We start from the raw sequence: 13,792 nt of genomic DNA, 5'->3' as shown, positions 1-13,792 counted from the left end.
TCCCCCTAACCCCGCGATACCCCGACGGCCGCCACTCCCCTCACCCCTGCCAACCCGCTCGCCGCCGAAGTGGGAGCACCCCGCTGCCGCGCAATCCCACCCCGCTGCCGCGCAATCCCACCCCGCTGCCGCGCAATCCACCCGATCCTCCGACGCGTCTGTTTCACGTGAATCCAATAGCGACATGTTGGCCGCCCTCGCCGACCCGGTGATCCCGCCCCCGCCCCGATCCCCCTGAGAAGGAGCGCGATTGTTCTGGCGAGCGCTAGCACGAGATTGACACCGCGCGACTGGGCAACGCGACTGGGCAACGCGACTGGGCAACGCGACTGGGCAACGCGACTGGGCAACGCGACTGGGCAACGCGACTGGGCAACGCGACTGGGCAACGCGACTGGGCAACGCGACTGGGCAACGCGACTGGGCAACGCGACTGGGCAACGCGACTGGGCAACGCGATCATTTCGGTGATCGGGGTCCGTCGATGCAACCCGCGATTCTTCGAGCCGCTCGAGGAAGGAGTCGTGCCCGTACTGCTCTAGTGGCCGTGGGCAATTCGATCTTGGCGTGCACATCTTGGTCCGGGCGGAGGGCGCAGCACCCTGCCGGAGATACGTCACACTGACGTATTGGCCCACCGCTCAGCTCTCCACGCCGACAACGGTTTCACATGAAACATCGGACTTCGGAAGCCCGGGCGTCCGCGTAACCCCCTTGGCGGGTGCGGGGTTTCATGTGAAACATCGGGTATCGGTGGCTGAATATGGACAGATTCGCGTGTCCTTCGTCCGTTGCCGCGATTCAGCTTTCTTATCCCGCTCAGGGCTGGCAAGCTAGTGGACGTCGGGCGTGAGCGTAGGTGCCACGGAGGATCTGGTGTTGACAGCGGCGAGGGCTCCGCTCGGTCGATCGGGCGCCGCGAACCCGGTTGGGCATCCATGTTCGATCCGACACAGCTTGTTTGATGACACGGCGCCGACGCTCCGTCGGCCGCACGTGATCTGAGTTTCTCGGGTTAGGAGCTGTCTATGTCGAGCGGTCCGGCGAATGTTTCACGGGAAACTACGTCGCGCGTGCCGGGAATGCTGGACTCCAGCAATTTCGACGCGGAGACATTCGGGAGCACGCCGTTCGGGAACATCTCCCCCAGCGAGACCCCGATCGCGGCCGAAGCTCAACGCGCTAGCCAGATACTGCATCCAGGAAAGGTGACAGTGCCGAAACCGCACGAGCAACGCATCATCACCATCGCCAATCAGAAGGGCGGCGTCGGCAAGACGACCACCGCGGTCAATCTCGCGGCCGCTCTGGCGCATCAGGGGATGACGGTCCTCGTGATCGATCTGGACCCGCAGGGCAATGCCAGCACCGCCCTCGGCATCGAGCACCACTCGGGTGTGCCGTCCAGCTACGAACTGCTCATCGGCGAGGTGTCGGTCAAGGACGCGATCCAGCAGAGTCCGCACAACGAACGCCTGCTCTGCATTCCGGCGACCATCGATCTGGCCGGTGCCGAGATCGAGCTGGTGTCGATGGTGGCTCGGGAAGGCCGGCTGAAGGCCGCCATCCAGGAGGCCAATATCGCCGGATACGACATCGACTACGTGATGATCGACTGCCCGCCTTCGCTCGGCCTGCTGACCGTCAACGCGATGGTCGCCGCGAAGGAGGTGCTGATCCCGATCCAGTGCGAGTACTACGCGCTGGAGGGTGTCGGTCAGTTGCTCCGCAATATCGGTCTGGTGCAGGCGCACCTCAATCCCGAACTGCATGTCTCCACCGTGATTCTCACGATGTACGACGGCCGGACCAAGCTGGCCGATCAGGTCGCCGAGGAGGTCCGCGGGCATTTCGGTGACGTGGTGCTGCGCTCGGTGATCCCGCGCAGCGTGAAGGTCTCCGAGGCGCCGGGCTACGGCATGACGGTGCTCGATTATGATCCAGGCTCCCGAGGCGCAATGAGCTACCTCGATGCCGGACGGGAAATGGCGGCGCGCTCGGTGGTGCGGGTCGCCGAAGGCGCGGAGTGATCTGGCGCAATACGTGCCAGGTCGATGAGACCGGGTGTGGTGGCGGAACGAGGAAGGGGTCAGTGGACCGATGAGTCAGGCGAAGAAGGGTGGGCTAGGACGCGGTCTTGCCGCGTTGATCCCGACGGGACCGGCGACTGCGCCGGGGCTCAGCAGTCAAGCGGCCAGCGTCATCGGTCTGGATCCGATCGGGCCACAGCCCGCGTCGGCCTATCTGCATCGGGTCCCCGACCCGACGGAGGAAGACCTCGCGTCCGGCGGCGCGGTGTATCGCGAGATCCCGCCGGAGCAGATCGAACCCAACCCGAAGCAGCCGCGCCAAGTGTTCGAGGCGGAGGCGCTGGGCGAGCTGGTGCATTCGATCAAGGAATTCGGTCTGATGCAGCCGATCGTGGTGCGTCGGATCGAGCCGGGCGTCGACAAGTTTCAGCTCGTCATGGGCGAACGCCGGTGGCGCGCTTCGCAGGAGGCCGGCCTCACCGTCATCCCCGCGATCGTCCGGGAGACCGCGGACGAGTCGATGTTGCGCGACGCGCTGCTGGAGAACATCCACCGCGTGCAGCTCAACCCGTTGGAAGAGGCGGCGGCTTATCAGCAGCTGCTGGAGGAATTCGGCGTCACCCATGAGGTGCTCGCCGACCGCATCGGCCGGTCCCGCTCGGCCGTCACCAACATGATCCGTTTGCTGAAGCTACCGATCTCGGTGCAGCGCCGGGTCGCGGCGGGTGTGCTGTCGGCCGGACACGCGCGGGCGCTGCTCGGTTTGGACAGCGCGGACGCCCAGGACGAATTGGCGAAGCGCATTGTCGCCGAGGGCCTATCCGTGCGCAGCACCGAGGAAGCCGTCACTCTCGCAAACCGGGAGAGGGCGCTGGCGCCGGATCCGGAGGAAGCCCCTACCCCACAGCGCAAGCCGATTCAGATGCCGGGGTTGCAGGATGTGGCGGATCGGCTGTCCGGCTCGTTCGACACCCGGGTGATCGTGAGCATGGGCAAGCGCAAAGGCAAGATCGTCGTCGAGTTCGGTTCGGTCGACGACCTCGAGCGCATCGTTCGTTTGATGGAACAGACCCAGCGCGACTTGTGACAGAAGTGGCGAAAATAAACTTGTGATTGCGACAGGTATGGGATCGGAGTTGAAACGTCACTGTGACGACGGGTGATTCCGGGACCGAACCAGCACAAGTTCCTTACCAACAGCACAGCGACGTGGAATGAGGCGGGATCAGTTGATCGCTTATTCTTGCTGGCGAGTGAATTGTGATGCGGTGTGAGCAGACATCCCCATTGTCAGCGCGCCTCGCACATGCCGGTGCCGAGCGTAGGCGAGGCGGAGCATGAGCGTGGATGAATCGGATAGCTGGAGGCTGAGCAGAGCGGTGTCGACCAGCGTCACGGCCCTAACCCTCGGCGAGCTCGACAAGCTCCCCGCGCACTCCCGGCGGTGCGTGTTCTGGGAGATGGATCCCGCGGTGGCCGAGGACTCCCGCGGCTTCAGCGATCCGGTCTTCGAGAAGGAGGCCTGGCTGTCCACGGTCCTGCTGGAGTGGGGCTCGTGCGGGCAGGTGGCCAACGTCGACGGCAATGTCGCGGGTTGTGCGCTGTACTCGCCGCCGAGCGCGGTGCCCCGGGCCACGCTGTTCCCCACGTCGCCGGTGAGCCCGGACGCGGTCCTGCTGACCACGCTGCGGGCCGAATTCCCGTATCAGGATGCCGAGGTTGCCCATCAGTTGATGCAGGCCGTGGTGGCCGATCTGGTGCGCCGCGGTGTGCGTGCGCTCGAGGCATTCGGCATCCGGTCCGATCCCCCGGCGCACGCGCTGTCCGAGCGTTTCGGATCGATGACGCTGATGGAGCGGATCATCGCGCCGATCAAGGGTTCCGCGGCGGGCGCGATGGCCGAATGCTCACCGGAGACCTGCATGATCGAGGCCGATTTCCTGGAGGATGTCGGCTTCGAGGTGGTCGCACCGCACCACAAGTTCCCGCGGCTGCGTCTGGAGATCAACTCCGATCACGGCTGGAAAGAAGACGTCGAGCGCGCCCTCGATCAGCTGCTGGCGGCCGCCTCGATGACGCCACCCGCTCGGGTCGGCGTGCGCTGAGAGTTGCCGAAAAAGGCCCCGCGCCGGCGAATCGGTGCGGGGCCCTTGTTGTTTCGGGGTGCGACTACATGCGGTCGGCGGCGGCCAGTTCTTCGGCGAGCAGTTCGGCGAAGGTGTAGGTGCCGGTCGGCTGATCGTCCTGGCCGAGCAGGTAGAGCCGCTTGACCGAGATCAGGATGGCCTCCGCGATCACGTCCCGCATGCGCGGGTTGGTGAGCACGTTGGCGTCGTAATCGTTTGTCAGATAGCCGATATCGATCTGCACGGTCGGCATCTTGGTGAGCCGCAACAGATCCCAGGTCCGCGCGTGCGTCCGGCAATCCTGCAGCGAGGTGCGCGCGACGACCTCGCGCTGGATGAAACCGGCCAGCACCTGACCGATCATCGACGCCGAGCCGTGCGAGTTGCCGAAGTAGAAGCCCGCGACACCGTTGGCCAGCGGGCTCGGGTTGGTCGCGCAGCGCAGCGAGATCATCAGGTCGGCGTCGAAGGCGTTGGAGGTGTCGGCCCGTTCGGCATCGGTGGGATTGGCGCCCCACGGGCGGGACAGGAAGGTTTCCATGCCGGTCGCGGCCATCCGGCCCTCGAGCCGACTTGCCAAGTCCCACAGGATTTCCGACTCGTACACGTCGCCGTACTCGGACGGCACCGGGTGTCCCTTGTCCGGCCCGCCCAGACCGGGATCGATCACGATGCGCTTGCCGGTGAGCTGCGGTCCGGCCCGGTGCACCACCTCTTCCTCGGCGATCCGGTGCGGATTGCCGCCGGTGACGCGGGCGCCGAGCAGGTCGAGCGACCGCAGCGTGTCCGGTCCGCAGATGCCGTCGGCGGCCAGGCCGATCTCGCGCTGGAACGAGGTGAGTCCCTCGTGCGTGTGCGGCCCGAAGTAGCCGTCCACCCGGTGCACGTAGAAGCCGAGATCCTGCAGTTTGCGCTGCAGGGTCGCGACGTCGTCGCCGTAGAGCGGCGCGGAGAGCTGATAGATCAGTGTGCGGGCACCCAGCCGGTAGGACGCCTCTTTCAAGGCGCGATAGGTGGCCGGGCCGACGACGCCGTCGACGAGCAGTCCGCGGTGCTGCTGGAACGCGCGAACTGCCGAGTCGAGTCGATGGTCGAAGGACGCCTCGGTGTCCTTCCAGTACTCGCGTGCGTCGGCGCCATCGGCATCGACGTGTGCGTGCAAGAACCCGAGACTTGCCAGGGTGCTCCGAACCTCTGCTACGGCTGGACCGCTATCGCCGTGACGAAGTCGGTGCATGCGTGAGAGCCCTTTCCTTCCGCGTCAATCCGGGTACCCACTCATGCGATGGGATACACCTTCGCACGACCGGCATCGGTCGATTGTCTCAGACCCGGACGGGAATTCGGCATTCCCGGGTCCAGGCATCCTACGGCGCGTCGGTCGATCCCGACGACCTTTGGTGCCTATGGCATTCGAATGCCAGGGGTCAGATGACGTCGTCGAGTTCGCGCAGCAGGGCGGCTTTGCCCTTCGCTCCGACGATCTGCTTCACCGGCTTACCGCCGCGGAACAGCATCATAGTGGGGAGCGAGAGGATCTTGTAATCGCGGGCCGTCTCGGGGTTGGCATCGACATCGATCTTCGCGATGGTGAGCTTGTCCGCGTGCGTGCCCGCGATCTCCTCGAGCACCGGAGCGACCATCTTGCACGGGCCGCACCAGGCCGCCCAGAAGTCGACGAGCACCGGCTTCTCGCTGAGCAGCACGTCGTCGGCGAAGGACGCGTCGGTCACGGTGACCGTCTTGCCGGCGACCGTCTTGGCACTATCGGACATGGATCTTCTCCTTGCTGAATTGCGGTGCCCCCGTGGCCTTCTCGGCCACGCGGGCGACCACTCTCGGGGCGAGAGGTCAGTTGGCGGGCACGGCCACCGTGCTGCCGGCGTGATCCAGGGTGTTCGAGGTGATGTCACCCTGCTCGGCCAGCCAGCGCTCGGCGTCGATGGCGGCGCGGCAGCCGGTGCCCGCGGCGGTGATCGCCTGGCGATAGGTGTGGTCGACCAGGTCGCCCGCGGCGAACACGCCCGGCACCTTGGTGGCGGTGGACGGGTGCACGACCTGCACGTAGCCTTCGTCGTCCAACTCCACCTGGTCGCGGACCAGTTCGCTGCGCGGATCGTGGCCGATCGCGACGAACAGACCGGTCGCGGCCAGCTCCGAGGTCTCCCCGGTGCGGGTATCGCGCAGGGTCAGGCTCGTCACGCTGGTATCGCCGTTGACCTCGGCGATCTCGGCGTTGAGCACGAACTTGATCTTCTCGTTGGCCTTGGCCCGTTCCAGCATGATGCGCGAGGCCCGGAACTCCTCGCGGCGGTGCACGATGGTGACGCTGGCGGCGAACTTGGTGAGGAAGGTGGCCTCCTCCATGGCGGAGTCACCGCCGCCGACCACGACGATGTCCTGCCCCTTGAAGAAGAAGCCGTCGCAGGTGGCGCAGGCGCTGACGCCGCGGCCGAGCAGCTTCTGCTCGCCCGGGATGTTCAGGTAGCGGGCGGCCGAGCCCATGGCCAGGATCACCGCGTACGCCTGGTAGGTCTCGTCGCCGACGGTGACCGTCTTGATCGGGCCGCTGAGGTCGATGGCGTCGACGTCCTCGGTGCGGATCTCGGCACCGAACCGCTTGGCCTGCTCGCGCATCTGCTCCATCAGGTCGGGGCCCATGATGCCCTCGCGGAAGCCGGGATAGTTCTCGACCTCGGTGGTGGTCATCAGCGCGCCACCGAACTGGGTGCCCTCGAACACCAACGGCTGCAGCTCGGCACGACCCGCGTACACCGCTGCGGTGTAACCGGCGGGACCGGAGCCGACGATGATCAGGTCACGTACTGGCGCACTCATGAGGCCCTTCCCAGGCAGATATCGACGGACGTCTCGGTCAACAACAGCGTAATGGCTATTGTTCCTGCGCTGGTGGAGTGTGCGGTGAGGTTGGGCTCAGTGACCCGGCGCACTCGGGCGACGCGCTGTCGGCCGGCTCACTCAGCCGATGTCCTGCACGGCCAGGTACTGCGGATCTGCTGTGCTGCAACCGGTTCCGACGATCAGGGCGGTGATCTTGGGCGTGCGCGGCCCGGTGAGCAGCAGCAGGACCGCGTCTTGGCCGTGATAGCGGATGTTCATCGAACCGAGCACGGTGCGGTCCAGGCCGTTGGCGTGCACGCACCGTTCGCGCGCTGCCGCGTTGCTGAGCGCGCCGGTGGCGTCGTTGCGGCCGAGGGCGGTGAGCATGGCGGCCGCGGTCGGCTCGTCGAGCTCGGTGCCGCCCGAGGTGGGCTGGGCGATGGGCGGGGTGTCGTCGCTACCCCGGACGACGGTCAACGCGATCGAGGCGCACGCCACGACGGCGATCGCGGCGGCCGCGGCGGTGAGCCAGCGCAACCTGCTCCGGCGGCGCTCGTCGAGCGAGACGGGCGCGGCGGGTGGCGCGGGTGGTATCGCGGGCTCCGGATCGGCGGCCAGCCGGTTCTCGGCGACGGAGCGGTCGGAAACCGCTGCGGCATCGTCGTTTTCACTCGAGAACGGCAGCCGATAGATCGTGGCACCAGTGTTCTCGGGTGCTGCGTCCTCGGGTGCTGCGTCATCGGGTACTTCAGGGGCCGAGTCCAACTCGTCGACGAAGGCCATGAGCCGGGCCGTGACATCGTCGGGCATCCGATGGATGACGGTTTCGGACCGGCCGAGTGCGCGCAGCTCGGCGCTGACCTCGTCCAGGGCGTGCACGAAACGCAGCGCTTCCCCGTCGCGCCGGACCTCGGGCCACAGCTGTTCGTGCAGTTCGGGCGCGAGACTGCCGGCATGCAGGTCGGCGAGAAGTTCGGGCGAGAACGGAGGCTGCGGCACGGACCGGGTCGCCATCGCACCTCCAGTGTTCTCATCTGACATCGCGGGATCCCCTCGGGGCCGGGGACTTACTAGGACATCGTCAACGGGTTCGTCACTATTAATGACGCATCTCAACTACTTCCGGTTCCCCGGATCGCGCAGAAATTCCAGCCGTTCTTGTAGACGTTGCCTGCCGCGTGCACAGCGGCTCTTGATCGTCCCCTCCGGGACGCCGAGCATCGCGGCGGCCTCCGCCACGCTATACCCTTCCAGATCCACCGCAACCAGGGCGGTGCGTTGGTCGGCGGGCAGCGAGAACAGCGCGTGATCGACCACCAGCGACATCTCCAGCTCGGCGACGGCGTCGCGCTCGTCCCGCGGTTCCGGCACGGTCTCCGGCGTCAGCGAGACGGCCTTGCGGATCTTGTTGCGCCGGATCCGGTCCAGGCAGGCGTTCACCACGATCGCGTGCAGCCAGCTGCGCACCTCGGCCTCCGCCCGGAACTTGGCGGCGGTGCGGTGTGCCGAGAGCAGCGCGTCCTGCAGCGAATCGGCCGCGTCCTCGCGGGTGTAGGAGGTGCGCAGCGCGGTCTGCCAGAGATGATCGTTATGCCTGCGCAGCAGTTCGGCGAAGGCGTGCCGCTCCCCGCGCACATGCGCCTGCAGCAACTCGACGTCGCTGTAGTCGCCGGCCACGAACGAGCGTTCGCGGTACGCGACTGGCCGCGACGTCCCCCCGCGGAAATCCTCGTTCACATCGGACGACAATGCCAACCCCTTGACAGCGCTCACGGTGGCAACGGACATCGAGGACCATTACCGAAATTTCGCAGCATCCAGGATCGAGGCACCAGAACCTGGGAAGCTCCCCTGCTGAGAGCGCGAGGAGATCATATCGTCAGTCGCGATTCGGCAGCAACTATCTGCCAGGGATTCGGAGATGAGCCGCGCGACCGGAGCGGCGGGCGCGGCGCCGGCACGGTCGACACACGTGCGGCGGGAGACGATCAGTAACTCTTAAGGCGTGGCATCCAAACGAATATCGGCGATGGAGGTCTGGAACTGACCACCGGAGTTGCCGAGTCCGGTGATCCAGATGAGCACGTAGCGGGCCGCCTGGTCGGTGCGGACCGGGATATCGGTGAGCCCCTCGACGAGCTTGCCCGAGCCGATCAGCTGGGTCTGGTCCAGTGTCGGCGAATCGGTCGGCGAGGTGCGGATCTCCACCGCGGTGCCCGGGCTCGGCGAATTGATCGTGACGTTGGTCAGCTTGGCCGCGCTCGGCAGCGTCGCGAGCAGCCCCACACCCTTCTTGAGCGCGGGGAACTGCTGGAAGTACTGATCGGTGCGCCACATGGTGGCCGGATTCTGATCCAGTACCGCGTTGACGTTGCCGACGCCGTCGGGGGTGCCCTCCGGGGAGAACACCGTCACCCCGGTCACCGGAACCTGCACGCCCCCGCTGCCGGCCGTGGGCCCGGCCGCGGCAGGTGTCGGTGCGGGGGCGTTGTTCGTGGTGAGGCCGATATTGCGCTGCTCGTTCAGCGGCGCGTCCGAGGCGCCGGGCGCGAACACGCTGACCATCCACCAGATCACGATGCCGACCACGAGGGCGGCCAGGATGCCCAGGCCGACCATGATCCACATCATCCGCTGGGAGCGTTCCCGCTCCGCCGCGAGCAGTTCCGGATCGGCCAGCGATTCGTCGGGGGCCGGCGGCGTGGCGCGCTGCCCCAGGCGCAGCACCGGGATGAAATCGGTCTTCTGATCGACCACCGAGGCCTGCTCGAGCACGTGCTGCACGGTCGCGGCGGTGCGTACACCCTTGTTCGACTCGAGCGAGCGCACCGCGACCGCCGAGATCTCGAACGGCACCTCGGGTCTTATCTGGCGCGGTTCCACCGGTGTGCCGTCCGGGCCGAAGTCGGCGAGCCGCAACCCTCCGACGGTCGCGGCGGTACCGGTGACGCCGCCGGAGCGGATCGGCCAGCGGGCGGTGATCAGGGCGTAGAGCATGGCGCCGAGGCCGCGCACGTCCGATTGTGCGTCGGAGTCGGACAGCGTGCCGGGGAAGGCCAGCACCGCGTCGCCGGACGCGCTGATCCGCACCCGGTCCGGATGATCGATGGACAGCGAACCGCCGCCACGGTGCGCCAGCTCGGCGGCCGAGGCGAGCGCGCGGATGGCCCGCGCGGCACCGATCGGCGAAGGCACCGTCTCGGCCATCTCGCGCAGCGAGCGCCCCGGAGTCCACTCGGCCACCACGATGCCGCCCGAGCTGCCGCGCACCACGTCGAGCACGCGGGCCAGGCCCGGTGAGTTGATCCGGCCGAGGCGCAGCGTGCGGGACAGGATCGCCTGCGGGCCGTCGTGACCGGAGTTGTCCGCCGCCTTCTGGTCGGCGTCGACGAAGGTCAGCGCGACCTCACGGTCGAGTTTGATGTCGAGCGCCTGCCAGAACTTGAGGCCGCGGGCGCCGCCGTGTCCGGCGAGCAGCCGGTAGCGGCCGCCGGCCACCGACGCGCCGGGAATCAGCTTGGGACCGCGCGGGGTCCGGCGGCCGCCCGGGGTGTCGCCACCGAGCGGCGGCATCTCCGGCGCGCCGATCGGGATCATCCCGGTGTCGTACATCGGGTCGCGTGGCGGCAGCTGGTGCTGGCGCTCGTGCTGATCCGGTGGACCTGCCTGCTGCTCCTGCGGACCCGCCTCGTCCGCCGGTGGACCGGCACCGAGCTCGCGGTTCGCGTACGCGGGATCCGACGGCTCGCCACCGGGTGGCGGAGCGTCGGTCGAAAGCCCGCCTGCCGTGGTCGCAGAAGAATCAGCGGCTGGGACGCCGCCCACCGCGTCGTCGCTCACCCTCGGTCCTCCTTCGCCCTGGTATGTCGAGGTTCCGGCGATTTCGCCACTTGTGCTTCTCTGCCGAACAGGGTACGGGAACTCGCCCATGCCGGTGATGTCAACGGCATCGGCTCTGATCACCGGTAGGACCATGGTCTGAGCGTCCATGTACGGATCGAAGGCGGGGTAGGCCGGATACGGGTCCGGCCTGCGCAGAATCTGGGTCGGGTACGGATCGTCGACCGGTCCGTCGAGATCGAGATCCGGTGCGGGCGGCGTCCAGCCGAGGCGGCGCGAGATCGCGACGGTGATGCCGACGACCTCCGGCACACCCGCGAGGCGCATCAGCCCGAACGCCACGGTGAACATGACGACGGCGGTGATCGCGACCCGGATCAGCGAGCCGGGACCGCCGAACGAATCGGTCAGTCGTTCGAGCCCGAGCACCCGGTCCACGATCCACATCACGGCGCCGCCGGCCAGCGAGGAGAGCACCACCCGGGTGACGGTGCGCCCGACATTGGCCATCCGGAGGTCGCCGAGGCTGCGATGCAGCAGGTAGCCGCCGATCACGGCGCCCGCGGTGAAGCCGAGCCCGTTCGCGACACCGAGCACGATCACGACCGAATCGCTGTCGCTGGCGATCACCGGGGCCAGCGCCGAGAGGATGGTCTTCACCGTGGTGATGCCGAGGATGATCCAGGTCGGCGTCCACGCCTGTTCCCTGGCGTAGAACACCCGCAGATGAATCAGCACCAGCGCGTACGGGATCAGCGCGAAGGCCGACCAGCTGACCGCATGGCCGAGTCGCTGCGCGTCACCGGCGAAGCGGGCGTAGCCGAACAGTGCCTGGCCGAGCTCGGGCCCGGCGATCGTCATGAACGTGACCACCGGGAAGAGCGCGATCATCGTCAATCGGGTGGCGACGGAAAGGTCGTCGACCACCGCGGGGGTGTCGCCGTCGGCCGCGTTGCGGCTCAGGCGCGGCATGATCGCGGTGAGCACGGTGACGCCGAGGACGCCGTAGGGCAGCTGGAGCAGCAGCCACGCGTAGGAGTAGATGGCCGGGCCGGCCTCGTCGGCGCCGGAGGCGACGTGGTTGGCGAAGATCAAGCCCAGCTGGCTGATCAGCACGTACAGGATGATGGCCAGGCCCATCATGCCGAACTGCTTGAGCCGGGTATCGACACCCCACAGCGGGCGCAGGTCGATACCCTCCCGGCGGATCGCCGGGACCAGGGTCAGCGCCTGGGTCACCACGCCGAGCGTGATACCGATGCCGAGCACGAGCAGTTTCGGATCGCTCATCCGCACCGGATCGAGGGTGATCTCCCCCGGCGTCAGCGCGTAGAGACCGAGGACCAGCAGCACCACCACGTTGTTCAGCACCGGCGCCCAGGCACCGGGCCGGAACACCTGTCTGGTGTTCAGGATCGCCGTGAACAGCGCGGACATGCCGTAGAACAGGATCGCGGGCAGCAGCAGGAAGGTCAGCGCGGTGGTCAGCGCGGTGTTGACCTTGCCGTCGGCCGCGACGAAGACATGGGTCGCCAGGATGGGTGCGGTCGCGGTGGCCAGCAGCGTGGCGAAGGCGAGCACCACGAACGCCGCGGTGACGAGCCTGCGCACGAACGCAGCGCCGCCGTCGGCGTCCTCTTTCTCGGCGCGGACCAGCGTCGGCACCACCATCGCGGTGAGCACGGCGCCGAGCACCAGCTCGGTGATCATGTTCGGGATCAGGTTGGCCGAGGTGAACGCGCTGGCGATGGCGGGGCCGAGCACGGTGGCGAGCAGCAGCTGCTTGCCGAAACCGGTGAGCCGGCTGATCAGCGTGGCGATCGCGATCGAGCCGGAGTCCTTGAGCAGCCGCGAATTGGCGCTCTGCTCGGGTTCTTTGGTCGCGGTGGCGGCGGGCCACTCCTGCGTGCGCGGGCGTTTGGCCACGTCGACCGGCTGCGCGTCGCGGGCCGCGGGTGGGCGGCGACGCGGCGGCGGATACGGCTCGGGCCGTGCCTGCGGTGGGGCGTACCGCGGCGGCGGCACGCGACCGGACTGGGGTGCGCCACCGGGAATCGGGTCGGGCTGTCCAGGACGTGGTGCGGGCGGCGCGCCGGGCGCCGGCCGCGCGGGTGCCGCCGGCATCGGCCCGGATCGCGGCGCACTTGCGGGGATCGCGCCGGATTGACCCGGTCGTGGTGCGGCCGGCATCGCGCCGGACTGGCTGGGGCGCGGTGCGTCTGACTGGCTGGGGCGCGGTGCGCCGGACTGGTTGGGGCGCACCGCGCCGGGCGCGGGCCGGGGTGCCGCCGGCATCCCGCCGGACTGACCGGGCGGCGGTCCCGGCCGCTGGCTCGGTGCCGGGCGCGGTTGCTGCGGTGGCGCGGGCGGTGGCTGCTGCGCCGGATACTGCCGCTGACCGGGATGCGGTGCGGGCGCGGGCCGCTGGGGCGGGCCCGGCGGACGTTGTGCGGGTCCGGGCGGCACGCGCTGTCCCGGCGGTATCCGCTGTGGCGGTGCCGACGGACGACTGACCTGCGGCACCCGCGGCGCGGGGGCGTCGTAGGGGCCGGGGTTCATGTCCGGCTCCTCCGCCTCCGCCTGCGGCGGGAGCCGTTCCCACGGCGCAACCGGCGCCCGACGGGCCGGTGGCCCGTCGCGCCGATCGGATCGAGGCCGATGCGCCGATGGATCATCGTCGCTCATCATGCCTCCTGTTTTCCGCGGGACAGCCGCACCCGATCGGCGCCGACGAGCAGTGCTGCGGGATCGTTACGCGCCGCGTCCGTGCCCCGGCGGGACTGCTCGGGCCGATCCGGTCGGTGAACGGCAGAAATACCGACTCGCTCACCGTTCCTCCTGGTACTGCCCATCACTCGCACCACCCCTGCGCTGCTGCGAGCCTCCAGCGATTGTCCTCCACTCTGCCACTGTGGTTTGCCGGACGTCCAAATCCGGTAGCCGGGGCTGGTGCCG

General features: G+C 68.1%; 9 protein-coding genes. 3 read left to right on the top strand and 6 right to left on the bottom strand.

The annotated features are described in order from the left end of the window. Positions 1 to 1,082 precede the first annotated feature (1,082 nt). The 3 genes from NVU01S_RS11025 (at position 1,083) to NVU01S_RS11015 (ending at position 4,135) form a co-directional block, all read left to right on the top strand. Positions 1,083 to 2,030 carry a ParA family protein gene (locus tag NVU01S_RS11025; protein WP_014989216.1) on the top strand — a complete coding sequence of 316 codons (948 nt, stop codon included), beginning with the start codon at positions 1,083 to 1,085 and terminating at the stop codon, positions 2,028 to 2,030. Positions 2,031 to 2,100: 70 nt separating this feature from the next. After that, entirely contained in the window at positions 2,101 to 3,117 is a 1,017-nt protein-coding gene (locus tag NVU01S_RS11020) for a ParB/RepB/Spo0J family partition protein (RefSeq protein ID WP_043676964.1), read from the top strand. A gap of 292 nt (positions 3,118 to 3,409) precedes the next feature. After that, positions 3,410 to 4,135 carry a GNAT family N-acetyltransferase gene (locus NVU01S_RS11015; protein WP_029902904.1) on the top strand — a complete coding sequence of 242 codons (726 nt, stop codon included), beginning with the start codon at positions 3,410 to 3,412 and terminating at the stop codon, positions 4,133 to 4,135. Positions 4,136 to 4,199: 64 nt separating this feature from the next. Here NVU01S_RS11015 and NVU01S_RS11010 read toward each other — a convergent pair whose 3' ends face one another. The 6 genes from NVU01S_RS11010 to NVU01S_RS10985 form a co-directional block, all read right to left on the bottom strand. Further along, positions 4,200 to 5,393, bottom strand: coding sequence for an N-acetylmuramoyl-L-alanine amidase (locus tag NVU01S_RS11010; RefSeq protein ID WP_041563220.1), 1,194 nt, complete (start codon positions 5,391 to 5,393; stop codon positions 4,200 to 4,202). Between the two features lie 190 nt (positions 5,394 to 5,583). Then, the gene (trxA, locus tag NVU01S_RS11005; RefSeq protein ID WP_014989212.1) at positions 5,584 to 5,931 is read right to left on the bottom strand and encodes a thioredoxin; all 348 of its coding nucleotides are present in this window, start codon (positions 5,929 to 5,931) and stop codon (positions 5,584 to 5,586) included. A 76-nt stretch (positions 5,932 to 6,007) separates the two neighbouring features. Then, a complete protein-coding gene (gene trxB, locus NVU01S_RS11000; RefSeq protein WP_014989211.1) occupies positions 6,008 to 6,994 on the bottom strand; it encodes a thioredoxin-disulfide reductase in 987 nt (328 codons plus the stop codon). Between the two features lie 141 nt (positions 6,995 to 7,135). Continuing rightward, positions 7,136 to 8,011, bottom strand: a complete 876-nt coding sequence (locus NVU01S_RS10995; RefSeq protein ID WP_043676966.1) for an RsmA family anti-sigma factor — start codon at positions 8,009 to 8,011, stop codon at positions 7,136 to 7,138. A 102-nt stretch (positions 8,012 to 8,113) separates the two neighbouring features. Further along, complete coding sequence (gene sigM / locus NVU01S_RS10990) at positions 8,114 to 8,785, bottom strand: RNA polymerase sigma factor SigM (RefSeq protein ID WP_244467406.1); 672 nt, start codon at positions 8,783 to 8,785, stop codon at positions 8,114 to 8,116. Positions 8,786 to 8,995: 210 nt separating this feature from the next. Then, a complete protein-coding gene (locus NVU01S_RS10985) occupies positions 8,996 to 12,892 on the bottom strand; it encodes a lipid II flippase MurJ (protein ID WP_422395039.1) in 3,897 nt (1,298 codons plus the stop codon). Positions 12,893 to 13,792 lie beyond the last annotated feature (900 nt).

The sequence above is a fragment of the Nocardia vulneris genome, from assembly GCF_001613425.1.
Classification (GTDB): Bacteria; Actinomycetota; Actinomycetes; order Mycobacteriales; family Mycobacteriaceae; genus Nocardia; species Nocardia vulneris.
The sequence above is the reverse complement of the archived record's forward strand: the minus strand, read 5'-3'. Positions and strand labels throughout refer to the sequence as shown.

What these genes read in the sequence shown, in the direction of transcription:
- trxA (WP_014989212.1), bottom strand. Translation starts at nt 5,931, where the DNA reads ATGTCCGATAGTGCCAAGACGGTCGCCGGCAAGACGGTCACCGTGACC.
- NVU01S_RS10995 (WP_043676966.1), bottom strand. Translation starts at nt 8,011, where the DNA reads ATGGCGACCCGGTCCGTGCCGCAGCCTCCGTTCTCGCCCGAACTTCTC.
- sigM (WP_244467406.1), bottom strand. Translation starts at nt 8,785, where the DNA reads ATGTCCGTTGCCACCGTGAGCGCTGTCAAGGGGTTGGCATTGTCGTCC.
- NVU01S_RS11020 (WP_043676964.1), top strand. Translation starts at nt 2,101, where the DNA reads ATGAGTCAGGCGAAGAAGGGTGGGCTAGGACGCGGTCTTGCCGCGTTG.
- NVU01S_RS11025 (WP_014989216.1), top strand. Translation starts at nt 1,083, where the DNA reads ATGCTGGACTCCAGCAATTTCGACGCGGAGACATTCGGGAGCACGCCG.
- trxB (WP_014989211.1), bottom strand. Translation starts at nt 6,994, where the DNA reads ATGAGTGCGCCAGTACGTGACCTGATCATCGTCGGCTCCGGTCCCGCC.
- NVU01S_RS11010 (WP_041563220.1), bottom strand. Translation starts at nt 5,393, where the DNA reads ATGCACCGACTTCGTCACGGCGATAGCGGTCCAGCCGTAGCAGAGGTT.